Consider the following 23755-nt stretch of genomic DNA (forward strand, 5'->3'; position numbering starts at 1 on the left):
ATTTACATGTTATGGTATTGTATACATATATTAACTCAAAGGAGGAATTATATTAATGAACATCAAATCTTTAACTATCGGTGCTTTAGTAGGTGTGTCTATGCTATTTGGAAGTGTGAATGTGAGTGCTTCCCCTGTTAATACAGACTCCGTTTCTCCTTACGCGAATCCAAATGTAATCCTGCGCGTAGGTGAAGTTTACAATTTTCACGGCAATGTCTCCATCCTTTATAATCCACAGCATGCAATCGTTGTTCAACATGGTCAGTATGTTATGGGATTATACCCAGGACAAGCTACAGTTCGTGTATATTCTAATGGAAGGTATACGGACTATGACGTTTTCGTAAAAGCTAATTAAGACTGATGTTTTTTCAATGGACACTACGCAAGCAATCCATTTCCTATGGCGTAGTGTCCATTAGTTTGTGTTTGAATATGTACTCATTCACTTTCTGCGTCAAACATGCTAATTACATCATCCCACCTTGTCAATTATCTACTCCACATGCCCTCAAACAGTTGTGATCCATTCTTAATTATCTGGGATGTCAATATAATATGCTTTATATGCCTTTCCTTTAACGAAAGCAGTCTTCCCTGTATACTCATCTGCCAATTCCATGATTACATCTTTGATACATTCAACTGGCATATTTTCCTCCCATTGAAATACAGGTTTTATTGGCTTTCAATGCCTGTAAAGTGACTAACTTTATTAAAGCAATCCTCTATTGTTTCGTACCATTTACTTGTTTTGTTATTGAAATAATCTTGAATTGAATCGTAACCATCATTTAGTTCTCCTCGTTCCCATGTTACATCTTGCTGCCAATCCAATTCAATCACTACAATTCCACCATAATCATCCCATGCATAAATATTTGTAATATTTTTGGTCAGTAGTTTCCCCATATAAATTCCTCTCATGAAATAAGGTTTTTATTTTCTTATAGGTCATACATATTATCGTGGATAATACGACCTATTGCATAATCCACATAAAACTTAAATTCATTTATGATCTTTTTATCAAAGTCACTATTATTAAATTCATCAAAAATACAATCTTTTGCAAATTCAAGAATTTCAATTTCTTTTTTACTAATGCTCATTATTTTTTGGCACCACCCATATAGAAGAATTTTATTCCAACAAATTACATGTGTTATAATTACAATAAAGTCATTCATTATTGGAGGCTTAACAATGATACTCGCCTTTATAAGCTTGATGGCAATTTTATTGTTTTATGCAATTGGAGCAATAGTGATTCTATATATTCTAAAGAAAAAGTTTGGCCTTAAGCCTGTTAAGATCATTGTCTCCTTGATACTCTTTACAATACTTGTTTATTCTATTTGGAATCAGAATTGGTTGCTTGCAGCAGCAACTGCTATTTTAGGTTTCAATCTTTACAAAGAATATGTATAAGAGAAACTTTAACGAGGCTTGATTTTTCCCAACAGATCCAACTCATTCAATATGTATTCTATATGTAGCTTATATGATTTATTATCAAGAGCTAGTCGTCTATTCTGATATGGAAAATCATCAGCAGGATGTTTGTAATGAAAAGTTTCAGCGAAATATCTGTCTCCATATTTGTCACCCCCCAATGTCCTCACAAGCAATTTCGTATACTTATTGCCATTAGGAATCCATGCGTAATGATACCAATGATAACTCATATCCTCATCCATTTTCTTGCGCTTATCGATGAGGTAAAGCACCTCGCCATTTACTTTCAAAGTAAATTTATTGAAATTTTTCTCTTTCATGCACTGTGGAATTTCATATTTTACGTTGTCAATCAATTTTGTTTCAAACTTACAGTTCAATCGATTTTGTTCATCTTTGATCTTTCTATTTAACTTATACACTGCATCACTAAGAGCTTGACGACCTGCCAAACTTTTCAACGACTTACTTAGGAGTTTAATTTCATCAACCTCTTTAGTCCATTCAGCAACACTCAAATTACCGCCTCCTTTTACTGATAAAACTACCATTTCATTATTTCATTCATCTAAATTGTCTTTTCTCTTTAATATACTATCGCTTATTTTATTCTATTTTTACATAAATAAGGGTATTTTTCATTGATATTACAGGAATTTAATGTTAATATTTACTTGTCGGCTAAACTAATTGGTAGTTGAAAGGAAGATTCAATTGAAAAAAATTCGTAATACTGTAAGCATTTCTTTAGCGTTAACATTGCTTCTAATTTTTGCATCCGTCGCCGCAGCAGCATCAAGTTATAGTCTTAGTAGTACAACATTCTCTAATTATGTTTATGTTAATGGTGGAAATAGTTTCAAGAATCTTCATAGTATAGAATTTGAATTGGACTCCGACAGCACTATTAGAGTAGATGTTATAAACGCATCTACTAACGAAGTAGTCGTGTCTACGACTCATGATCGATTAAAAAATACTTCTGGAGGCTGGTTTGTTGTAGATTATGAAAGTTGGCCCTACTACTTGCCAGATGGCGACTACAAAATTAAATTTGTTAACCTGACTAAAGGTTCAGCTTATATTAAAGGTACGGGCACTGTATATTACAATTAATAAATAATATATCCATTGTTTAGCCGACACCCCACAAAAGTTCTCAAAGATCTTCCATTCATCTAGACGTACCATCCATATTTCTTGATGAAAACACTATTTTAAGGGGATTTAAATCCCTTTTTTAATTCGGCTGATTACTCCAGCTCCAATAGACTGAAGAATCACTTTAACAATTACTTGGCCCACAATTGCCATTGGAACAGCAGCCCAAGGAATAAAGTTTGCTCCCCATGGAGATAACCCAATAATTACAAATACCACGCTATCGAATAAACCTCCGAAAACTCCACTATAAAAAACTCTCCATGGCATAGGCAGTCTCAATCGCGTATAGATCTCAGTATCAGTTGTTTCGCTTACAATAAACGCTATTGCAGAAGCAATAACGATCCAAAGCGTATCTCCAAGCAAGTAAGATGAGGCTGCACTTATTGCTAATGCTAATATAATGACTTTGTACGTTGTAGTTCGTCCATATTGATTTTGAACTAAGTCACGTAAAATAAATGTCACGCCAATGAATAAAGTTCCCCACGGAATCAGTAAGATACCCATATTTAAAGGTTCAAAAGACGCTGTCACAACGTTGGCAATTACTATTGCTAAAATATAAAACAGAATTCTCATTAAAATATCTCCTAATATTGATTGATAATTTTCAATGCCTTTTTACTATTTTCCTTTGTTAAATCGGCAGGATGATAATCTACATACTTTTGATCTTTATTGAAAACTTTTACCCACCTCTCTTGATCCTCATCAATTACATTCCCCATAGTAGACATTATTTCAAATGCAGAAGTATCACAACTTATATTCAACTCATTCACATTAATACCGATCATACTGAATACATCTTTTATTTTTGATACTTCTTTTAATACACTGAATGTTCCAACTCCAAAAATATGTATATCTTTTACTTTATTATTGTAGATAATAGGAAGGCCAATTTTAACTGCATCAAGTAGCTTATTTTTGATTTCGTTAATCCTTCCTGACATTGCCACCCCACCAAAACCAATACAATCTTCAGATGAGGCCACTTTTAAGGTCTCAGTAAGGCAATGAATATAATCTCTTGTGGTGATCCCTTGGACCATTAATACTAACTGTCTTGGCTTCAGTTCTTCGCGTTTGGAAGCAAGAAACTGATTGGCCTTAATTGTTTCTTCAATGTTTCCTATATAATCATATGCAACAATTCTTTCTCCAATTAACCCCACTTTTTCTTCTAAGGCTAGTTGACGGTTTAGTGCCTCTTCAAAAGTAATTCTTTTTTCATTCTCAGTATCTTGAAATGCTCCGCTATCAATTAGCATTTTAACATTTTTATTTTTTATGGTTATGCTCTTATATTTTGGATTGATACATATATATTCGCTTATAAATTCAGTGTCTAAGTCTCTTGAATTCAATTTATCATTACATTTTGAAAGATATAGTCTCAAACAATCACTCTCCAAGTTGTTTTTTTAGCCAAGAATTTTGATGTCCTTGCGAAAGACCCTTCATTGGCACTTTAACTTTATAGCCATCCTTCTCAAGTAAAGGTAACAAATATTTTCTATAATCGTCACCTGCATAAATGTACACTTCGTACTTGTTATCAATATAATTTTTCAGTTCTGAATACACTTCTTGAGACCATTTTTCCTTTTCGGCTTTTTTTGCCGTCTTCAATGTATAATCATATGGTTCAATAATTTCATCTGGACGAACCAGACCATGCAAAGCACTTAAAATAAACCATTCATCATGAACCTTTTCAACATATCTTCTAGACTTCTTAAACTTGTCACCTGTATACAATTCTTTAGCGCAACATGGTTTCTTATTTTTAGTTTTACTACAAGCAATTAGTGCAATAGATTTCATAGAATCACGGACCTTTCATTGGTTCAATTAATAGAATTCTACTTAAACATTCTAATTTTTAAATACATTGTTTCGATGATATTCTAAATACTTCTCATGTTCTGATGATATTTCTATGCTCATACTACTCTTCAACTCGAACAATTTAATATCATCTTTTTTCAAAAACGTAGAAATTACTATCTTTCCTAATTTATCGAATGATATGTATCCCTTATCAAATAGTGCATCTAAATTGGGTGTTAACAATAATCCATTGTACAAATCCAGTCTCTCTTCATTGCTGCTTATTCTCCATGGTTTTATATGTGAGGCTTTTAGTAAATCAAAAGTCTTGCATTTTGTTACTGCACACCCATTCCAATAGTTAATTAAATCCTTTCTAAACTTGCCTTGACCAATTCTGGCCAATGATAATATTTCACGATCAGTTTTGGAAGGAGTAAGGTTAATAATATCTTTAATATCATCAATTAAACTTTTCTCAGCATCATCCAAATTAACGAACCAATAAGTCCTCTTATTTTTCAGAACTCTTAGACCATTAATTGCACAGTAAGTTTGAAATAAATTTTCAATCTCATCAGTATAATATTTTTTTCCTAGTATTTTATCTATCTCAATATTTGTATAACCGCCATGTTTGGAATCATTTAACTTATGCTTATACATATCATTGTCAATGTAACCAATAAAGCGACTTGGTGAAAAAGATATATCATTTCCTTTTTTAACAACTACGTAGCATTTTCCTCTTTCCACTGTTTCTCTGAAAAAAGATTGTTCTTCTGGAATATCAGAATCCTTGTATATCATTAACTTCTCAATATTTTTTAATAGTTGGTCGAGTGTATGAATTAACATTCTGTCACCTATGTTCCTGAATATGGTATCTAGATAAGCTTACCATATCTAAGGTGAGTCAGCTACCCCAACCTTAATGATGTCATCAAAGGATAACGCTATTTCATCGTCTCTTTTGCTTTCTGCAATGCCCACTGAAGATATTGGGACTTGGTCTGAAATTCGACTCTTGCCATACGAATTGATTTATCGATCTCATCCAAATCCCTGCCACTCCTAATTATGGTCTGAACCATATCTTCTATTTCCTGTTCGTTTATGTATTTTATTATCTTATTCATATTCAACAAATTCTTTTAGTGCAGCAATAATTCTTTTTGCCTCTTCTTTGTTTAAGTGCAAAGCCTCTTGTTTTTCATTTGATCCATACTCATCGAACTGAATCCAAACACAATGATCAGTTGCTAGACTACTTTCAACTACACATATATTCCCACAATAAGCAGATTCAAAATCATCGAAGACTGCGAAACCTCTTTGTGTGTATGATTTTGGCATATATAGACTCCTTTCATAAGAAAGCACTGTTTTATTGTATTATACGAAGTCAGCATCGAATCCCAAGTATTGTAATAGGGAGACTATGAAGTAATTTCCATACTGGTCAAATGTGATCCAATGTTCCTCTTCATCTTGTCTGTCTTTTATGCGCACAGAATCATTATCAGCAATAATCTCATACCGCTTCTTATCTTGCATAATCTTATCTAATAGATATTTATCATGTTTCGTATAATTCATGTTTCTATCTCCCTTTTTAAAGGCTCATCTTTATTTAGCATCCAATTTTTTTATCCGAATTGCTGCATCATAGCCCCAATCAGTTGGTTCGGCCTTCAATTGTAATTGCTCTCCGTTATATAGTTTGATAATCAATGTACTCTCATTTTCTCTTTTTATGTAGCGTATTTGAGATCCACTAAGTTTGTACTTACTCAAAGTATCACTTCCTTATGAAATCTACCTTTTATTGGATTCCTATTTTCATCTCTTTTTGTTTAACCGGCGATTTGGTAATTCGACTACCACTAGATATGCCCAGAGGATTAGCATAATGACTATTCCACTCGGCATGTAATACCACTTTGTGTATGTATTCGGTTTAAAAATATCTATAAATTTTTCAGGAAAAGGACTGAACCCCAACTATATCACCTCGCATTCCCTTGAAATATACCTTTATGACCTAAACAATATTGGCTCATCTGCTCCGTTGTACCACGAATAACTTACCAATTTACAATTTTCTTCGGATACTCCAAATTTGTCTTCGAGTAGCCTACATTACATTTTAATTTCGTCAATTGAGAGATTAACATTGGATCTGGAATTGGAGTAGTCATCTGTATGAGAAAGTGTATATAGTCGACTCCCCACTGACCTGTTTTATATGAATAAACTGGACAAAATTCACCTGCTTTGTCTTCATAATGAAACCACTCAACAGTTCCATCATCATAAACATCAACTTCTTCAGCTTCACCAATTAAATTTTTGAAGTACTCATATACTTGAGTCTTACTTTTACCTTGCAATTGTTTCAATTCTGCTCGGATAGACGTTTTAAACTCATCACAACTCATTTTTCTTCACCTTTCTTTATAAAATTCGCTTTTTAATGGTTTTTCACTAATCTATATCCTAAACAGTTCAGGTGATACTCTAATTGAGCAATAGTCATTTCATTAATCATGTAAGTATTTTTAAAAATTTCTTCTGAATCCTCAATTTTTATAATTAGATTTTCATTTCTAGTAATATGTATAACATTAAAACTCCTATCAAGATATTCAATTTCCTCTCCAACTTGAAAATTCAGAGGACGTGGGAATATAAACAGCAACTTGTCGTTGTGATAAACATATGTATTATCGTATTTTTTCAATTTATTCTGTCTCCGTTTCTTTGATTCAGATAAATGATCCATTTCATTGCATTTAATAACAGCAGTCACAATAATGCTCGACCTTTTCTTTCTTTGTGTCAGCCTCAATGTATAATCCAGAATCATACCCATAGTCTTCTGCACAAGATTTAACTACAATAAACGCTCCATTGGAGAATGTAATCTTTAATCTTTGCTTATCGATCACTTCAACTGTCTTAACGTTCTTCATTTTCTTATTCTTGACTTCATCAATTCTCCTCAACTAAATCAACTCCAATTTTACTTAAAAGTCCAATTTCAAGTTCTTTTTGCCGAAATAATTCTCATGATTTCCTCATGCCTTCAGTTTTACTAGGAATTGAGTCGCTAACAAAACTGCCATATTTCTTCTGACTATATAACTTTTATCAGTCCAACGAATTTGACGATACTTGAATAGTTTATTGTGTTGCTTATTCGAAAGTTTGAATTTTCTATAGTCATGTTTTAAAGGATCTTTAAATTGATATTTAGACAGTTTGCGTTCCTCCAATTCAGTTTTCATTGTGTTATAACTTAAAATTATTTCGAATGTCTATAAATAATAGAATTATGTATGGCAACCAAAAAACTGTCAAAACAATACACCATACCCATTCAGGCATAGGAATATAATCCTTAAATTGATACATCCCACTTTCTTGTTTTACTAGCCTAGATGGTGGTGGAAAATGTGTATATCCTCTTACCAATAGGAGCAATACGATTCCGATCAGTAGATAAACTCCTAACCAAATCATTCCAACCCTCCTCTCCCCATAAAAAATTGGTTTTATTGTCTTTTATTTTTAAAATTTATCAAAAGTGCATGGTTTTACTTCTAATATTTCTCTTAGGTGTATATGTATATTTTCTGGTGTTAATTCAATTCCCATTATGTATTCAATTTCTTCTCTTACTTCTTTTGGAATCATACTAACCAAAGCTTCTCCATAACCAAGATTATAAACCATTGCATTATAAACCTTATCGTAGTTTAACCTTATCCATTGCATATATCCATACTTAACAGGGATCGGACACATCATGCAGCCAGTCCTTGGAGTGAAAAGTTTGAATCCCAATTTCTCTAAAATAATTGCTTGCTTTCGATTAACTATTTGCGTCTCTCTGTCCCCAAGATCGTAATAATCCAATCCAACACTCTCAATTAATTCTTTGTTAGCAAAAACAATCTCCTCTGTATTCATGGGATATTCTTGAATCATATTTTTAAGATATAATTCATTGTATGGAATACCCTCTTGCTCAACGTACTCCCAAACATCTTTTTCAGTCCACCATAGAATCGGTCTTACAACAAATGCTTTCCATTCAGCGCTACTATAAAAGTATTCCCCATCACGTAGACCAGCCTTGAGTCGTTGAGATGATTCATCTGCTCTCAGCCCAACTACAAGTAAATCCCATTGCATATCCTTCGTGATACGTTTCATAGGATCATGTTTCAGAGTGCCACAACATTTCTCTGATAATGGTCTTCCACCGCGCCTGTCTCCTTTTCTTGTAAAAAAATAATCGCTTGTTATTCCACCATTATCATCTATAATATGTTTTAATGTTTTCTTAGGTTTGGTTACATATAATCTTAATTTCCATAATTCAGTTATGTATTTTTGATATTGCCTAACCTCTTTGAATTCATTTGCTGTATCATTCCACACAATATCAATGTCTGATGGATCTCGACCAAGTTCAATCAATGCCTTCCTTGTTAAATACACATCAATAATACTATCAATTCCAAACGAACAGGATATAACTGGCTTCACGGAACGTTGAAGCGACATTTTAATTAAGTCAATCGACCATCTTTCCTTATCTTTTAAAATAGTGTATTTATGTATGTTAAAGTGAGCATATCTTGTCTCCTTATCGGCCCTAGTTCCATTCCACCTAGTAATTTTCTTACCTTTATCATTTAATTTTTCTTCCATTGTGGGATTCACCTGTAATGCATAATTATGTATAACTTTCATATAACAACTCCCTTATATATATCTCTTTGAAACACAGTTTACTACTCAAAATCAACTTCAACCCTATTAACTGCCTTAAGTATTACTACAAACCCATTTTTTACCCTTCATTAATTCATTAAATTCTTCAAATGTTAGCTCTTTGGATTTTACCATGCCGTGACTAATCTCTCTTACACTCTGCAATTGTACTACTGGATACCCAGACCATCTGCCGGTGATATCAATTAGATTAACTCTATATCTTTCACCATCTAAACTATAAATTTTTCCTAAGTAGTTCTCGATCATTATTCTTTGAGTATCTAAAATATATTGGTTATATTCACAACATTTTGTATGCATTTCAAGTAATGTTTCCATATGACTGCCCCCATCCATTTCCTAATAAAACATCTGTTTTATTTTCTTTTACTGAAAAGATAGCGATCAATCTTTGGAGCAAAGTATATGTATAAATTAAATGGCCAAATAATAGACAACATAAGATACCACCACTTAGGAAAATCAAAAAATCCACTCCCATTATCTCTTGTTGCCCAATAGAACCATACAATCCCACAAATTATATAAATCAGTCCAATAATTAACCAAAACACTTTATCGCCTCACTTCCGTTTAAAATTGATTTCATCGAGTGATTATATTATTCACAAACTTTTTAATGGACATTGCGTCCCATAACTCTTCCTTCTCTGTTGGATCATAATATGTAAAGCAAATACAATTCTCATTGAGTTCAATTGATTCAATCGTGATTAATTCTTCATTCATATCCGAGCCAATTGCGCTACCTTTAATCAAAAACTTCCGACCTTTGAATTGATTTAATTCGTCTCTCATTTTTCGAAACGTCTCCAGATAAGACAGGAGTTTTTCTGAGATGTTTTGCATCTTCATTACCTCATTTTCACCATTAATAATATGGATACTCGAACTCATGAGTCCCTTTGTATTTTAAATTGAAGATTGCAATATAAGCATATGTATCATCAGATTGTGACTGGTTATAAATATCTCGTACTAATTCGGCTGCATCTAAAGCATCAAAAAAGTTTGCTTTAAGCACATTATTAATGATTGTACCATCTTCTCGCAGATACCCTTTGTTGTAGACTCCAACAGCATAAATCTCTTCCGTGCTCTTATTTATCTTCAAATTTTACGTCCCTCCTAACAACATGAAACCTTTACAAGCTTATGATCGTCTGGCAATTTTCTAACTTCAAATCTCCACTTGTTAGCGTCTCTGCCAGTCTTACCCCTCAATTTATTCAATGCCTTAGACTTCGTCTCTTCGGCAATTCCAAATTGAAATTCTTTTCTCATGCCATTCCATATGCCGTACATAGTAGTCTCCTTTATGATGCTCATTTTGCTGTTTTGGCTCGCTTGTAAAGATAGTTCCAGCAATTCCAACAAACAAATCTTTTGTCATTAGGGACTGGTGATTGAACAAGCTCATATCTCTCTCGGGCACAAGGCTCTCTTTGGCATTTCTGCTTTACCTCATCAGGTTGTCGTTTCATCTCATTTCACCCAATTCGTAGTCCTTCGAATCTTGGCATTCATAACATTTTAGCTTACTGGAAAGGACTCCACAATCACACTTTTTCAGAATACCCATAAACTTTGCATCTTCAATGAATGTACGCCATTCTCGCTCATGCTCTTCAATCTCATCTTCAAGCTCAATAACTTTATTCGCAGTAAGTAATCCAACTTGCTTAATAGGTGTGTCATAACTCATAAATACATCTAGATCCTTCTTTTTTTGAGCGATCAATTCATTCCAAATATTTATTTTATCGATTACAATCTCTTCTGGTTTAATCCTGTCTTCATAAATAGGAGATGAATGACGTTGCTTAACTTCATTGACAGAAGGATATTGGATAATTCTTGACTTATGATTTCCATTGTAGTTAAGCATACGGTTGAGACGAAGTACACGCCCTAATAAAACCTTTCGCTTTTTGTCGTCTCCATAAATGTTCTTAATCGTTACATTTAGGATCTCATCACGTTCCTCGGTGATTCTCTCGACTCCCTCTTTTGTGAGCCAACATGTATATCGTCTATCCATAGATTTCACCCTTCCCCATGTATTTGAATTTTCGGTCTACGCATATTTAATCGTATTGTCCGTGTTCATCTTTAGTTAAGCAGACATTTAATGATAGATCGTAACCCATTGTCCATCACGTTCGTTTTCGGGAGTAAACTCGTCATAATTATAGACTTTGCCGTAATAACTGATTTGGGTGTCTGCCATGAGTTGATCAATCTCGATAAATTCAACGATCATGAAGCAAATGTCTTCTTTGGAGCCTATTAATATCGGCTGTTCGAGCTTTATTTTCATGCTCTCAACAAACCCTCCTCTTTATCCTGATAAAAACCAACTTTTATCGCCTTTCAAGTTCATATTCTTCTTGTAGGAAGTCAATAACCTCCTGTAGCAACTCATCAAAAGGTTGGCTACCGAACTTCATATCATCAATATGATCAATAATTTCTTCAACATGATTTTTTACAATTTCATTTACATTGTCTTCATAAACTGCAATTACTGTTTTTGCATGGTAATTGGGCTTCGATAAGGTTCCACCAGTAATTTCGGAATAAACACTTGGCAATTGTTCAAGTATAAATGCATAATCAGCAAGTTCACGTTGAATCTGATCAAGATTAAGAGTTCCATCTTCATTTGTGCAAAATGGTCGCCAGTAATCTTCCCATATTTCTCTATAAGTTTTCTTTTCATTCATTTGATTTCACCATTTTTTATTTTTAATAAATACTCATCGATATACTTTTGAAAATACTCATTCATTCCATCACGTTTCAAACATTCAACAATTTGCAATTGAGATCCACAAAAATATTCCCAATTAAGATATAAGTCAACTTGGTTTGCTTTTGTTCTTTTGACACTTTTACACTCATAGAATTTCTCAAGAATTTCTATTACGTCAGTTTGATCCATCGAATATGTATCTTCAATTTCAGCACATTCAAATTGAATATAAGCACAAATTGCTTCAAAGATATCTGGTGTATACGGAGCTTCTATATAATATCTACGTGGTTCGTGATCATGTGTATGAGTCAAACAATATTGGTAAGACTTTTCTTCCTTTGGAAGGCTGGCACTTTCTTTTAATCTCGCTACTATTTCCTCTCCATACTTTCCCATTTATTTTGCCCCTCTCATATTACAAACGAATATCTAGTTTCATAGGCTTTCTTTTCGTTTTGCAATAATTTCCTCGAAAACTTTTCTAAATCCATACACAGGTTCAGAAAAATTGAGTTCACTTAAATCTTTAATGGCGAATCTATGATGGCTACCTTGCACAGTAGAGAGCTTCATATATGCATCGTTTTCTTTATTGAACATCATGTTGAAAAATTTTTCATGGTTCTTTTGATAAACTTGACACATAAATATAAGTAGATTTTCTAGAGATTCAACATAATCATCTTTGTTTGTTTCCACTTCCATCCACCTCTATCCTTATGAATATTTACTTTTATGACCTATTGAATTTTCTTACCTGATGCAGTATACAATGTATCCGACAGGTATTCTCCTGTCCCCGCTGTTTCCTCTGATCCACAATAAGGACATGTCTGAAAGTTTGGTTCTACTGGAATTGCAAATGCGTTTTCACACTCTTCACAAATCATCACAGCCCATTTCATTAAATGTTCACCCCAATCCCCATGAAAGCGTCATTTCATTTCAATCTTAATCCTTTTATGTATACAAATCATAAAACTTAGTCGAATTCAATCCTTGAATATTCAGAATATAACCACTCTCTAAACACTTCTTCAGAACCTCATCATTTCTTGTTAACTTGGAATATGTATTATTAACTTTTTCATCATTTGCTTTCTTTTTTCTCACTGAGCAGCCTCCAAACAAAGAGTTATTTTCTATTTGGTAAGTCCTGCATATCTGGTAATACTTCTTCAAAATGCATAATTGCAAAGATATTGAATGCGGCTGCTGCCAGATGATCCTCATCATCCATACCAGTCATATATTGATTCAAATGTCTGAGGGCACTATCTAGACATCTTGAAGTTGGTTGCCCCTTTTCCCAATTACGTTCAGGGTACTTCTCAAGACCTGCTTCATACCTCTGAGCTACTCGTTTTAAAGCGTGAGGAGAAATCAAGTCAAACCTCCCCTTACCTTTACTTGGTTCTCTTAGTGATCCTGTATCATACTCTTGTCGTTGTCCGGAATCAATAATCTTATGCTTGCTCATTTCTTCTCACGCGCCCTTCTAAAAGCCTTTCTGCGGCTGCTTTACGCTGTTCATCTGTCATTGGCCGACGATTGCTTTCATTACGAAACGATATGCGATTAAAATCAATATCTTTGTACCAATGGGTGCCATCTTCAGTCACTTTGTAAGCCTCTATATTGGCCTTTTTCAATTTTGTGATTACAGTTGGTTGTAGAGTAGTAATAGACCACATTTTAGTCTCATCATCACATTGAAGAACGGTTTCTCTTTCTGGCGCAGAATATGACAATTGCCTCACTTCACTTTCCTAATTAATCATCTTTTATTTTCACATGCAACTTTTGCCTTCCAAATTCTTTAGCCTTTTTTAAATCGTCAAAGTAGATATCTAAATTGCCTTCTTTAATTGCTCCACCACGGTCTTGGCATATGTATGTGTGATCAAGTTCCTTAACGTAAACTTTTGTTCCAAATTCTAATGACTTTGGGCATGCTGCTGTGACGCCTTCTTTCACTCGCTCTCCGCTGGCCGTGATACCATATAGGGGATGTCCCTTCTTCTTTTGAGTTGATTCGTATCCTGATGTAAACGCGGTTACACTATATATCTTATATGCATCAGGACTGTCCACTGGCTCTGGTTCTTCAATAGAGTCCATTAATGTATATTTGGTCAATACTTTTTCTTCTTCAGCAGTTAACACAATATCTTTGTTCGTGTTTTTTGTTTCTCCAATACTGATTGCAACCTTAGAATTAGCACAAACTAATATGATTGCAACGATTGAAGAGAGGATCGTCTTCCGCATATCCGCCCCCAACAATATAATTGTATAAAGCACTACCTAGATTGAATCGCCGCTCTATCTAGGTAGTTAATTTAATTATGTATTATTTATTTTTAATTACGATGAAATAATTCTTTTATCAGGTATTCTCAGGTTTTAAGTTTTTGGCATATACATATGCTTGCTCAAGTTTCTCTACATCGGTTACAGTAAGAAAATTTGCTACTCCTAAAATTTCTCTAAATTTTGGAGTGATTGAATTTGTCTTCACTTCAGAAGAGAGGCTATTTAAAACTTCTTTAATCTTTTCATGGTAGTCCTCTGCTTTAGGTTTACTTGCCTCAATCTCTGCTGCTTCTACCATATCAGCAAACTCTTTGGCTTTTTCATCTCGTTCTAGGCTTTGTTCCTCTTTTAATTCATCAAGGGATTTTCTTGTTTTCTTTAATTGCCCTTTTACTGCATCCTCAAAAACTTTCAAGAAGTTTTCTGCACTATATTCAACAGGATCATTAGGTAATTCAGTGTATCGACCTCCAGCGATTGAAATGTATTCCGTAGGTCTAAACACCATTACAGTTCTTGTCTCATGAAAATTACTGCCTTTCTCTTTTCCTTTTTTAGTTTTTGCATTCTCAGTTACTGTTTGGCCGTTCTTATCATAAATTACAACTTCATTAAAAAGACAACAAATTAAACTTGCTTGAGATTCAAAAATCTTCTTACCAGTAGCATGCATCATTAGTTCAATAGAATTATATTTCAAACCATTGTACAAAGTTGTCTCTTTTTCTTTGGTCCATGCGAGAGTTACTTTGCCATAACCAGCATTTTTCAAAGAATCGAAAGGCTTTTTCATTTCTTCATAAAGAACTGTATAGCCATTCTCATTTCCATTAGAGACTTCGGTTAGTTCTTGAAGCGATGCAATTTTTGCAACTCCATATTTTTTGGCTCTATCATTTAGAAGCCAAGCTGTTGCTGCATCGATGCAACGATCAGCAGTATCAATACCAACCAATTTCACTACTCTTCCATTTTTAGCTTCCTTAACAAGATCGGGGACAATTTCTTTCTTAAATACATCCCAAACTTTCCATAGCTCTTCGTCAGAACCTTCTTCATGAATTGGGATAATATTATCAAGTTCCCATGTCTCATACCCTGCCTCAAATGCAATCAACAAGGCTTCTTCTGGATTTAGATAATGGCGCTCAGTAACTTCTTTCCAAAGCCTTGTTTTCCCAGTTTTATATCCTCCAACAATCAATGAGTCAATACTATGTAATTCAACTTTCGGCGTATTATTTTTCACTTTGTCTCTGTATCCCATTCAAATCTCCTTATAATTAGTATTTTTTCGTTATTTACCTTTAAAACGGCAATTCGTCATCAGAAATATCAACTGGTAGTTCATCATCCTGTTTAAATGGGTTTTGTTCTCGCTCAATCTCCACTGTCTTTTTCATTTCTTCTTCTGTCAAAAAGTTTCTCATAAGAGACGGCTCAACGAATCCTGTAATTTCAAGTCCCTTCTTCTCACCATTTACAACTCTTTCTTTTTTGGGCTTTGTGGACTGAGAAGAAACTTTTTTAAATGGATCATTTTCGTCCATACTCGATTCAATATCAACCCATCCAAAAGTTGCACGGTTATTATCTGTGCCAGTAACCTCAATAAAATCAGTTCGATTCAATGTTGCAAATGCATCTGCCAATGGAATATTCCCATCATCAGTTTCTTTGTAATATACAACCAATTCCAAATCTCTTGAATCGGATCTCTTAACTCCATTGACTAAGTAAGCTGCATTTACTTTTGTGCTCTTATCATTCTCGTTTTGATAAGTGCTTTTAATTCCAATTTGCATATTAAATGTATTTACTTCAACAAAATCAGGAGATTCAAAATCGCAAACATATGTAATTTCTTTTTCATTAACTTTAATTGGTTTTAATTCTTCTCCAATTTTCACTTTTCCATCTACAATTGGATTAATGTAATTAATTGTTCTAGTGAAACCTTTTATATTTCTATTTTGCTCATCCGTGAACTCAAAAGGACTGTATTTCCCCTTGACTTCAACCCAAGTATCTGCTTGAACCAGCTCTTTCAATTTATCAATCTTATCCCATTCAACATCAATTAAGTGATATGTATCATTTGGATACTTCTCTTTATCAAAGCGATCTTCCCAACTAATTTTAGCAGCCTTACTTTCTTTTCTACTATAAGGGTAAACAAAATCCTTTTCTTTTCCAGTAAGTTTAAGTTTAAGATCATTACTTAACGCTGTCTCTATAACAAACTCTAAGACTTTTTTCTTTCCCTCCTCCTCAAGCCGATAGAATGGTACTTCTACCCAATTATCTGTTCCTTTTTCTTGATTCTTAACAGGCTTGATCTTTCCAACGAAATGAAATGAACTTGTGAATTCTTTTCCACCGTGATTTTTATTTGTTTTGATTTTATATCTATTATTTGAGGCCATTTGTATTTTCAATTCTCCATTTCATTTTTATATTTTTTGTTTTTAAGTGATTGGGAGAATTGGTGGATCACGAGTACTATCTATACTCTCACATCCTTTCAATACCTTCATTGAAGAACAGCATCTATATAATCACCTTTCGGTGTTATTTTTAATGGAGCTTGTTGGATTCGAACCAACGATGTTGGATGACCAGTTATGAGCTGGTTGCCATCGACCAGACTAGGCGAAAGCTCCTTGTTTGATAACAAGAGGAACGATCTTGTTTATATGAATTTATCAAAGTGCATAATTTATATATAAACATGTCTAGAACATGGTATGTATATACTATGCTAAATCACGATAAAATGTATGCTTTATTGGATTTCACTTTTCATGCTTCTGCCTCCTTTTCCTCACCTCTCAATTTGTATCCTTACTTTACCAAATTCTCACCACAAAAGTCAATAGTTTTTGTTTCTATTTTTTCATCTTTTATTTTTAATATAATTGAAGTTTGGGAATCTTTTAAGGGCTGATATTTTCAGCCCTGTTCTTTCGCAGGAAAAAATGCTGATGAAGAGGAAGGCAGTGAATTTGCTAATTTTTCAGCTTCTTCCTTAGTCAGATTCCCAGTCATCCAAATAAGATAATCGCTGTCAAAATAATAGAGGAGTGAACCATTCTTATCGGTTTTAATCCAAGCACTGTGACCATTTATTGATATTTCCTGAGTATCAGAAGAAGATACGAACGACTCTCTTGGATATCTCCCAATCACCACAAACTTATCTTCATTTGCAAAAGTCCATATGTTATCTGCTGTAGAATCTAAACTTTTAAGTTTAGTATGAATAAATTTATCCATTGGTAAATCAAGACCTTGCTTTTCCGTATGCATGTTTTCTGATATTGCCATATCCACAACACTTGAAATCTCCCACATATTATTGTTATTTCTTAGCACGATAAAATTATACCATTTCATAGTTGTTTCAGGTACTTTTAAAACAACGACACCATTATTACCGAATTCAGTCTTCAAAACAATTCTATCTTTTGAAGCAGAAAGTGTTTTATTGTTTGATAGCTTCCATTCTATTTGATTTGTTACTGAATCCTCCAATGTTTGTTTTTTCTCTGGTGAGGTCTCATTTCCAACAATCTCATTTAAAGTCACCTTATTGTTTTTATTGTTCACAATTTCATTTTGCTTGTTTTCTTTGTCTTTATTGATATTAGCATTATCGGTTGCATTAGACATGCACCCTGCGACTAATATCAAAATCGTTGCAACGAAAATTAAACCTGTTCTTTTAAGCATAATCCACATCCTGCATAAGTAATTTTGTACTACAAAGAAGTGATGAGAAAAGTAATTAACCACTTATGGATAATTACTTTTCTCATCAAGGAACTAATTTTTAATAGTTAGCCCAAACTTCGTTTGCAACAACTGCTTTCTGGCGAGGACCCATTACAGAAATAAATCTTTTCGAACCAGTAGAACAATCATTATATACATATGCATAGTACCCTGACCAATAATCAACCAAAGAGCCGTAGTCATTCCAACCTTGATAATGAGGTCTGATAGTTATTGTTGAAGCTTCAGATTCGACCCATGTAATGGAGCCACCTATTTTAAACCCCACTTTAGCTTCAATTGGTCCCCAATCGAACTTTCCTTCGCCATTAATTTCTCCACTAAGCCCGTACTGTTCCGTAAATGTAGAAGTATACGTCAAAGAACTCCCCGTCTTGTTTACATAGCGGGTACCTTCCCTACCCTTTTTAAAAATAAAGGTCCCATTCGGTGTTGCATCCAAAAATTGATCACCCGGCTCACAAACATTACCCATAGGAGAGATATCTTTAGATTTGTTTGCAACAGGCATAGAATCAACAATCGTGACACTCTTAGCTGTCGGACCCAACTGAGAGGTGATTTTAGAAATGTCTTCAGGAGAAAGGTTGTTTTCAGCATTGTTTGCAAAGTATACTGGGATGTTCCTTTCATTTTGAGGGCTTACTTTTTCAGCAGAGACAAGAGTAGGAACTGAGACAGCTAAAGTTAAAACTGTCGACAGGAGCACCTTTGATAATTTTTTCAAAAAAATCACCCCGCCCATCTTAGTTTGAATTCTGGAAAGGTCCAGCACATTTTTCTCCAATCCGCGGTTAGAGAAAATGTAGGTCCGATTTAATAGAATGCATGCATCTCTAATTAAATCAGCGAATCTTCCGCTAATTTCCATATTATACTAACATTCCTTTTCAGGCAAGCTTTATAAAGTTTATTTAATATATATGGTTTATTTTACATTATTATACTTTATAATCATGAATATTAAATTTTATCTGCATATTTTGTTTATATAATTCACTCGCAAGACCTCCAGCATTCAACCAAATAAAACATGAGTTTTATTGCCTAAAAATATTTGTGCCACAATGCAATTAATGTCCTCTTCCACTTCCCATTCTTGTATTCATATCCATCAATGTATACCTTACCATTGATAGTAGTTACATTAGTACCTTTCATACCATCAGGAAAAGGTATTACTTTATCACCTATAACAACAACTCTGTCTTTTTGATTTACAAACACCGATCCATTTATAAATACTCCCATACTTCACCCCTTAAAATGTACTTTTTATTGGAAATTTACTGTGAAAATCTAATTTTGCCCTGAATACAATACGCACACCAAGTTTCTCCGTTGATTCTTTTCCAACCCATATTTTTTAAGAATTTTTCAGCAGCCTTTTTAGTTGATCCAATATCAGACGGATGGAAATCATGACTGGCCCAATTTCCGCACTTATCACAATTTGTATCATAATACTTCACCAATTCGAAACTCATCATTACACCTTCTATTTCTTAATAAAATGCATGATTCATCGGAATTCTTCCTTTAATCTAAAGCTACGTGCTGGACGACCAAGATGTTTAATATTAAACTTATCAAACTTTTTGCTACGGTCCAATGCACTTATTGATTATCAACAATGGATGATGTTTGGCTCCTTAATCGTACATCCCACTTCTACGTGCACAATCATGAATTTCGTCTAAATTCCCATACCATACTCCATCACGTTTATTTTCTTTCAACACATCAATCATGTGATCAGCTATTGTTTTTCTTATATTCCTCTCCAATGAAATCCGTTTATAGGCTTAAATATACATTGTAATTTTAGTTGAAATTTCTGCTCTTGGATTGGTTCCAAATAATTTCTTCGTTTCTTGTGCTGCAATAGTATATAGTTCTTCAAGTTCTCCGCGAATTCCCATGCTATTATGAGCCTTCCCATCAACTTAAATAAACATCATGTACATTCCTTATTTACCCTCCTCATAAAATTCACCATTTATGCTTTAATCGTTCATGGATTCTATGCTTCCCTTTTTATACTCTTCACTCTGCAAATGAAATGGCTTAGGTTCTTTCACTATACTTTTAATTTTTATTAGATGCTCAATTTGATCAAGCGTATTTACGATGCCTAAACATTCATTTGAGACTACTAATAATTTCTCTTTATCGCATTCATTATTTTGAATATCGATAATTACAGATTCAATTTGTTGCTTTAAGCCACTTCCCATTTCTACTCTCCTTATAAAATATCCGTTTCATGCCTTTTATAATCCCATAAATTCAGGACTATAATATCCCAAATGTCTATTATCGATTCTAGCCCTAGCGTCTTCTAAACATTTAAAATAATATGGCGATTGCCAGTATGGAGCATATTGTCCATCCTTGCAATAAATATCGTTTTCTTTATAAGTCTCAACATACCTTTGCAACTTGAGCTTTGCTTCAGCAGCAGGAAAACAGTCATTGCAATACATTCCAATTTTAGTCCTATCCAAATCCTCTAAACGTCTAATATTCATAAATGATAGCTCAGAATCACAGTCTTTACAGTGAATCTTGAACATCTAGACCACTCCTTTTACGACGAAGATCCATTTTATCGGTATACATTCGTAATTTCATCAGCCTCAATAAAGACATCCTCTGAATCAAGGCATTCGATTTGATACTGTACTTTAGTTAAGTGCTTATTAAACTCAGGTTTTAGAATTCTTTTTATCTTTCCTTTACGCTCATGCTTAGCACCGCTTTGAACAAAGTTAATAAATTGTCCTTCTTTTGGTCTGAAGCCCATAGTAATTCACCTTTCCCTATGAAATCTCAATTTTATTTGCTTATTCTTAATGGACACCATTTGGGAGATGTTTTTAACTCATTGGATTCAATGCTAGGATATCCATCTCCAATGGATTCGTTATGTGTGCAATATCGTGCTGTTTTTAAAGATGTTATTCCTCGCATACTACTTCGACTACTTACAGACAGTGCTTCCCCTTCTTTATAGAATTCGCACTCTTTGCACTTGGGAACTGCCATTATTCTACCTCAATTTCATTAAAATATTTAGGTGCATTCAGCCCAATAGTTTGGCCGCTGTCACATTTATTGCAAACGATCTTTCTATATCCTCTATATTTTTTTATTTGACTTGTCACCGGAATAAGACAAGCACACTTACGACATTTCAAATATGGCATCAATACACACTCCTTATAAAACTTCGATTTTATCTGATTCAACCATTAGTTTTTTTATTTAAAGTTTTAATATACTTTTTGTGCTCATGAATACACTGCACACAAACTTTTACTGTTTCAGTGCCTGTCTTAAATCCTAGAAAAGTTTTGTCCTGTGTTACTTTTGTGGCTTCTCTTTCGGGAAATTTACATTCACACCAGTTGCAGTTGATCCATAACTGACCATTAATCATCTCCATAAAAAACACTCCTTCAATGATTCAAGTTTATATAGAGTAAAAGATTCATTTCATTTTCACCTAAAGAATTCTTACTGTAGCAATATCTCTTCCTGCCCAAAGCTTAAAACTGAATCCTGTTTCAAGTAAGTGCCATGGCGCTTCGTCTACAATAAAAGCTACATCAGCCTCTGTATTCCATGTATCATAAATTAATTTATTTACTTTTACCAAAACAGTCCATGTGTCTCCATAAAATCTATTATTCTCAATTTTTCCAAAATTGACAACTATGTCTCTTAGCCACTCGTTAACTGGGAAATGACTGGGATCTTTATCCCATTCAATAATGGCTTTACAAGATCGTCTCTCCATTGAAGTACCTCCCTTCAGTTCTTCATGGATAGCCAATGTAAGACTCGTTTTATCACATGTCAGAAAATCAATACTGTTATTTCTCAATCTCGTAAACTTTTATTACCTTACTCAACTCAACTCTTCCTGTTGTCCCTTGTAAAGATAACTGTTTTCTGTTCAAATCAAATATTTTATCCCAACTTTTTCTTTTCAATTTTTCCTTCACAGTATCACATTCGGCATAAAGATAATCATCATACTCTTCATCATTTTCATCTATTAAAGAGCAACCATTAATTATTGATTGGAAGTCATAAAAATCAGACAGTAGAACATCGCTCTCATCTAATTCGACTTCTAATATTACGTATCTTTCTTGAGTTTGAGGTTTGGATAGAAACACCCAAATCGGATATTCTCCATTGTATTTTTGTAATCTCATCTCCATCTGATCCATCATCCACTTGTATGCTTCGATGTGTGTAGATGGTATATACTTTTGATTACCTTCAAAATAACCAATTTCCTTCGCATATTCCCAAGCTTCTTCCTTTTGTCTAGTCCAAAATATACCCATCTCGTCCACCTACTTCATGTCCTACAAGAGAATTGTTTTATTTTGAATCGCTACTTTCATTTAAATGATCATTAGCTATCCATGAAAGAAAGGATGAATCTGATCCCCCCATTGCAACAACTTCGTTTTTAAATAGCATTACACCAAAACCGTGCTCTTCATCCCACGAGCAATCAAATTCAAACCCAATATAAGCAATGCCATCCTTGATTACATCTAAGATATGAACTCTTGCTAAACTGATTAAGGGCTTTAGATCATTAACACAAGTTAAATCTGGCATAAATTCATCATCTTCATCATCGCAATATTTTGCTTGAAAACCACTATATTCTTCAAATAACTCTTGTAGTATTACATTCTTAATTTCTTCTTGATTAGATACAATATAATCATACGTATCTATTAATTCGCTGAGTAGAGGTGAATTTATGTCTCCACCAAAATTCACTTCATAAACATCGCCTGAGTCTGAAGTAAATTCATTCCAAACGGGTAGATATATCATCCCTTTATATCCAAATTCATCTAATGTGAGATCTAATATTTGCTTTGTCATCAGTGTCAACTACCTTCAAAATGTTTTTTTAAGCAGATAAAAGTATTATTTATTCTAATTCTCTTCCGTTTTTTCTTAAGAAATCTTCAGTTTCTTTAATTCTAATAACTAATGGATCTGTGCTGTGAAGCCCCCCGCCAGAACGTTTTTTTATCTGGTATAAGATATACAATTCACTTTCCGCCGCATCTAACATACCTTCCAAATAACCCTTATCATATTGAATTTTAACAATGTCAGTATTGAAAAGGTCATTTAGTGCTTTCCAAGAATTCATATATTCATTGCGAGTTTTTCCTACTTCTGTATGTACAACACATGAGTATTTGCCCTCAAATGATTTTAGAGGAACCGCTGCAAAATATCCATTGTTGTGATTATATCCAACAATGATATCAACCTCGTTCTCATTATAAAGATTCTTCTTTTTTGTAATTGGATTTAAGGAATAAGCTTCAAGTTTATAAACACGGTCTTCATTATCTTTATATGCAGAATCAAGTTTCAGACTCTTCACTTGAATCTTTGCTGTTTTTCCATCTTTCTCCGCAATTAAATCGTATCTTGAAGAGCCAGATAATGGTCTCGAAACACTATAACCTTCTAACATGAGTTTTCCTGCAATGACTACTTCTCTGGCGTCTGCTAATTTCAGTTCATCCATGTTGACACCACTTTCAAGATAAAATATTT

At 33.8% G+C, this 23755-nt stretch carries 40 protein-coding genes and 1 tRNA gene; 3 read left to right on the forward strand and 38 right to left on the reverse strand.

The window, feature by feature from the left end:
* Positions 1-55: 55 nt before the first annotated feature.
* Positions 56-361 (forward strand): hypothetical protein, encoded by a 306-nt coding sequence (locus KQX66_RS10065; RefSeq protein ID WP_216792314.1) that lies wholly within the window; start codon positions 56-58, stop codon positions 359-361.
* Between the two features lie 320 nt (positions 362-681).
* Here KQX66_RS10065 and KQX66_RS10070 read toward each other — a convergent pair whose 3' ends face one another.
* Together KQX66_RS10070 and KQX66_RS10075 are read right to left on the reverse strand one after the other, a co-directional pair.
* A complete protein-coding gene (locus KQX66_RS10070; RefSeq protein WP_216792315.1) occupies positions 682-915 on the reverse strand; it encodes a hypothetical protein in 234 nt (77 codons plus the stop codon).
* Between the two features lie 35 nt (positions 916-950).
* Entirely contained in the window at positions 951-1115 is a 165-nt protein-coding gene (locus tag KQX66_RS10075) for a hypothetical protein (protein ID WP_216792316.1), read from the reverse strand.
* Between the two features lie 94 nt (positions 1116-1209).
* Between KQX66_RS10075 and KQX66_RS10080 the strand changes: the two genes are divergently transcribed.
* Entirely contained in the window at positions 1210-1434 is a 225-nt protein-coding gene (locus KQX66_RS10080; RefSeq protein ID WP_216792317.1) for a hypothetical protein, read from the forward strand.
* Positions 1435-1442: 8 nt separating this feature from the next.
* Here the strand turns inward: KQX66_RS10080 and KQX66_RS10085 are convergent, their stop codons facing one another.
* On the reverse strand, positions 1443-1979 hold the full coding sequence (locus KQX66_RS10085) for a hypothetical protein (protein ID WP_216792318.1): 537 nt from the start codon (positions 1977-1979) through the stop codon (positions 1443-1445).
* Between the two features lie 196 nt (positions 1980-2175).
* Between KQX66_RS10085 and KQX66_RS10090 the strand changes: the two genes are divergently transcribed.
* Entirely contained in the window at positions 2176-2577 is a 402-nt protein-coding gene (locus KQX66_RS10090) for a hypothetical protein (RefSeq protein ID WP_216792319.1), read from the forward strand.
* Positions 2578-2688: 111 nt separating this feature from the next.
* On the opposite strand, the gene KQX66_RS10095 is transcribed toward KQX66_RS10090, so the two are convergent.
* The 35 genes from KQX66_RS10095 to KQX66_RS10260 form a co-directional block, all read right to left on the reverse strand.
* Entirely contained in the window at positions 2689-3207 is a 519-nt protein-coding gene (locus KQX66_RS10095; RefSeq protein ID WP_216792320.1) for a VUT family protein, read from the reverse strand.
* Positions 3208-3218: 11 nt separating this feature from the next.
* Entirely contained in the window at positions 3219-4031 is an 813-nt protein-coding gene (locus KQX66_RS10100) for a hypothetical protein (protein ID WP_216792321.1), read from the reverse strand.
* Between the two features lie 4 nt (positions 4032-4035).
* Entirely contained in the window at positions 4036-4458 is a 423-nt protein-coding gene (locus KQX66_RS10105; protein ID WP_216792322.1) for a DUF6884 domain-containing protein, read from the reverse strand.
* Between the two features lie 51 nt (positions 4459-4509).
* Positions 4510-5322 carry an HNH endonuclease gene (locus tag KQX66_RS10110; RefSeq protein ID WP_216792323.1) on the reverse strand — a complete coding sequence of 271 codons (813 nt, stop codon included), beginning with the start codon at positions 5320-5322 and terminating at the stop codon, positions 4510-4512.
* A 273-nt stretch (positions 5323-5595) separates the two neighbouring features.
* The gene (locus tag KQX66_RS10115; protein ID WP_216792324.1) at positions 5596-5820 is read right to left on the reverse strand and encodes a hypothetical protein; all 225 of its coding nucleotides are present in this window, start codon (positions 5818-5820) and stop codon (positions 5596-5598) included.
* Between the two features lie 39 nt (positions 5821-5859).
* Positions 5860-6063 carry a hypothetical protein gene (locus KQX66_RS10120; RefSeq protein WP_216792325.1) on the reverse strand — a complete coding sequence of 68 codons (204 nt, stop codon included), beginning with the start codon at positions 6061-6063 and terminating at the stop codon, positions 5860-5862.
* A 30-nt stretch (positions 6064-6093) separates the two neighbouring features.
* A complete protein-coding gene (locus KQX66_RS10125; RefSeq protein WP_216792326.1) occupies positions 6094-6261 on the reverse strand; it encodes a hypothetical protein in 168 nt (55 codons plus the stop codon).
* Positions 6262-6551: 290 nt separating this feature from the next.
* Positions 6552-6905, reverse strand: coding sequence for a hypothetical protein (locus KQX66_RS10130; protein ID WP_216792327.1), 354 nt, complete (start codon positions 6903-6905; stop codon positions 6552-6554).
* 32 nt (positions 6906-6937) lie between these two features.
* Positions 6938-7333 (reverse strand): hypothetical protein, encoded by a 396-nt coding sequence (locus tag KQX66_RS10135; RefSeq protein ID WP_216792328.1) that lies wholly within the window; start codon positions 7331-7333, stop codon positions 6938-6940.
* Between the two features lie 704 nt (positions 7334-8037).
* Entirely contained in the window at positions 8038-9186 is a 1149-nt protein-coding gene (locus KQX66_RS10140) for a phosphoadenosine phosphosulfate reductase family protein (protein WP_253957051.1), read from the reverse strand.
* Between the two features lie 117 nt (positions 9187-9303).
* Positions 9304-9591 carry a hypothetical protein gene (locus tag KQX66_RS10145; protein ID WP_216792330.1) on the reverse strand — a complete coding sequence of 96 codons (288 nt, stop codon included), beginning with the start codon at positions 9589-9591 and terminating at the stop codon, positions 9304-9306.
* 553 nt (positions 9592-10144) lie between these two features.
* Positions 10145-10387, reverse strand: coding sequence for a hypothetical protein (locus KQX66_RS10150; protein WP_216792331.1), 243 nt, complete (start codon positions 10385-10387; stop codon positions 10145-10147).
* 14 nt (positions 10388-10401) lie between these two features.
* Positions 10402-10602 carry a hypothetical protein gene (locus tag KQX66_RS38800; protein WP_498047043.1) on the reverse strand — a complete coding sequence of 67 codons (201 nt, stop codon included), beginning with the start codon at positions 10600-10602 and terminating at the stop codon, positions 10402-10404.
* A 151-nt stretch (positions 10603-10753) separates the two neighbouring features.
* Positions 10754-11314 carry a hypothetical protein gene (locus KQX66_RS10155; RefSeq protein ID WP_216792332.1) on the reverse strand — a complete coding sequence of 187 codons (561 nt, stop codon included), beginning with the start codon at positions 11312-11314 and terminating at the stop codon, positions 10754-10756.
* Positions 11315-11401: 87 nt separating this feature from the next.
* Positions 11402-11593, reverse strand: a complete 192-nt coding sequence (locus tag KQX66_RS10160; protein WP_216792333.1) for a hypothetical protein — start codon at positions 11591-11593, stop codon at positions 11402-11404.
* Between the two features lie 43 nt (positions 11594-11636).
* Positions 11637-11999 (reverse strand): hypothetical protein, encoded by a 363-nt coding sequence (locus KQX66_RS10165; RefSeq protein ID WP_216792334.1) that lies wholly within the window; start codon positions 11997-11999, stop codon positions 11637-11639.
* Positions 11996-12427 (reverse strand): hypothetical protein, encoded by a 432-nt coding sequence (locus KQX66_RS10170; protein WP_216792335.1) that lies wholly within the window; start codon positions 12425-12427, stop codon positions 11996-11998. The genes KQX66_RS10165 and KQX66_RS10170 overlap by 4 nt, the downstream gene beginning before the upstream one ends.
* A 39-nt stretch (positions 12428-12466) precedes the next feature.
* Complete coding sequence (locus KQX66_RS10175; RefSeq protein ID WP_216792336.1) at positions 12467-12736, reverse strand: hypothetical protein; 270 nt, start codon at positions 12734-12736, stop codon at positions 12467-12469.
* Positions 12737-13166: 430 nt separating this feature from the next.
* Entirely contained in the window at positions 13167-13511 is a 345-nt protein-coding gene (locus KQX66_RS10180; protein ID WP_216792337.1) for a dATP/dGTP diphosphohydrolase domain-containing protein, read from the reverse strand.
* Positions 13498-13791: a hypothetical protein gene (locus KQX66_RS10185; protein ID WP_308647209.1), complete on the reverse strand. Its 294-nt coding sequence runs from the start codon at positions 13789-13791 to the stop codon at positions 13498-13500. Before KQX66_RS10185 ends, KQX66_RS10180 begins: the two co-directional genes overlap by 14 nt.
* Positions 13792-13804: 13 nt before the next feature.
* The gene (locus tag KQX66_RS10190; protein WP_216792338.1) at positions 13805-14302 is read right to left on the reverse strand and encodes a 3D domain-containing protein; all 498 of its coding nucleotides are present in this window, start codon (positions 14300-14302) and stop codon (positions 13805-13807) included.
* Positions 14303-14420: 118 nt separating this feature from the next.
* The gene (locus KQX66_RS10195) at positions 14421-15614 is read right to left on the reverse strand and encodes an AAA family ATPase (protein ID WP_216792339.1); all 1194 of its coding nucleotides are present in this window, start codon (positions 15612-15614) and stop codon (positions 14421-14423) included.
* Between the two features lie 40 nt (positions 15615-15654).
* Complete coding sequence (locus KQX66_RS10200) at positions 15655-16773, reverse strand: hypothetical protein (RefSeq protein ID WP_216792340.1); 1119 nt, start codon at positions 16771-16773, stop codon at positions 15655-15657.
* Positions 16774-16928: 155 nt separating this feature from the next.
* A tRNA-Ile gene (locus KQX66_RS10205) sits at positions 16929-17010 on the reverse strand.
* A gap of 289 nt (positions 17011-17299) precedes the next feature.
* Positions 17300-18079, reverse strand: a complete 780-nt coding sequence (locus tag KQX66_RS10210; RefSeq protein WP_216792341.1) for a DUF4367 domain-containing protein — start codon at positions 18077-18079, stop codon at positions 17300-17302.
* A 100-nt stretch (positions 18080-18179) separates the two neighbouring features.
* Positions 18180-19013: a hypothetical protein gene (locus KQX66_RS10215; RefSeq protein ID WP_216792342.1), complete on the reverse strand. Its 834-nt coding sequence runs from the start codon at positions 19011-19013 to the stop codon at positions 18180-18182.
* A gap of 415 nt (positions 19014-19428) precedes the next feature.
* Positions 19429-19629 (reverse strand): hypothetical protein, encoded by a 201-nt coding sequence (locus KQX66_RS10220; RefSeq protein WP_216792343.1) that lies wholly within the window; start codon positions 19627-19629, stop codon positions 19429-19431.
* A 519-nt stretch (positions 19630-20148) separates the two neighbouring features.
* Positions 20149-20379, reverse strand: coding sequence for a hypothetical protein (locus tag KQX66_RS10225; protein ID WP_216792344.1), 231 nt, complete (start codon positions 20377-20379; stop codon positions 20149-20151).
* A gap of 36 nt (positions 20380-20415) precedes the next feature.
* On the reverse strand, positions 20416-20718 hold the full coding sequence (locus KQX66_RS10230; RefSeq protein WP_216792345.1) for a hypothetical protein: 303 nt from the start codon (positions 20716-20718) through the stop codon (positions 20416-20418).
* 32 nt (positions 20719-20750) lie between these two features.
* Complete coding sequence (locus KQX66_RS10235) at positions 20751-20948, reverse strand: hypothetical protein (protein ID WP_216792346.1); 198 nt, start codon at positions 20946-20948, stop codon at positions 20751-20753.
* A gap of 441 nt (positions 20949-21389) precedes the next feature.
* Positions 21390-21590: a hypothetical protein gene (locus tag KQX66_RS10240; RefSeq protein ID WP_216792347.1), complete on the reverse strand. Its 201-nt coding sequence runs from the start codon at positions 21588-21590 to the stop codon at positions 21390-21392.
* A 60-nt stretch (positions 21591-21650) separates the two neighbouring features.
* On the reverse strand, positions 21651-21944 hold the full coding sequence (locus KQX66_RS10245) for a hypothetical protein (RefSeq protein ID WP_216792348.1): 294 nt from the start codon (positions 21942-21944) through the stop codon (positions 21651-21653).
* A 76-nt stretch (positions 21945-22020) separates the two neighbouring features.
* A complete protein-coding gene (locus KQX66_RS10250) occupies positions 22021-22503 on the reverse strand; it encodes a DUF3841 domain-containing protein (protein ID WP_216792349.1) in 483 nt (160 codons plus the stop codon).
* Between the two features lie 37 nt (positions 22504-22540).
* Entirely contained in the window at positions 22541-23062 is a 522-nt protein-coding gene (locus KQX66_RS10255) for a DUF6985 domain-containing protein (RefSeq protein ID WP_216792350.1), read from the reverse strand.
* A 49-nt stretch (positions 23063-23111) separates the two neighbouring features.
* On the reverse strand, positions 23112-23726 hold the full coding sequence (locus tag KQX66_RS10260; RefSeq protein ID WP_216792351.1) for a group I intron-associated PD-(D/E)XK endonuclease: 615 nt from the start codon (positions 23724-23726) through the stop codon (positions 23112-23114).
* Between the last annotated feature and the right edge of the window lie 29 nt (positions 23727-23755).

It is taken from the genome of Paenibacillus oleatilyticus (assembly GCF_018998565.1).
Lineage (GTDB): Bacteria > Bacillota > Bacilli > Paenibacillales > NBRC-103111 > Paenibacillus_G > Paenibacillus_G oleatilyticus.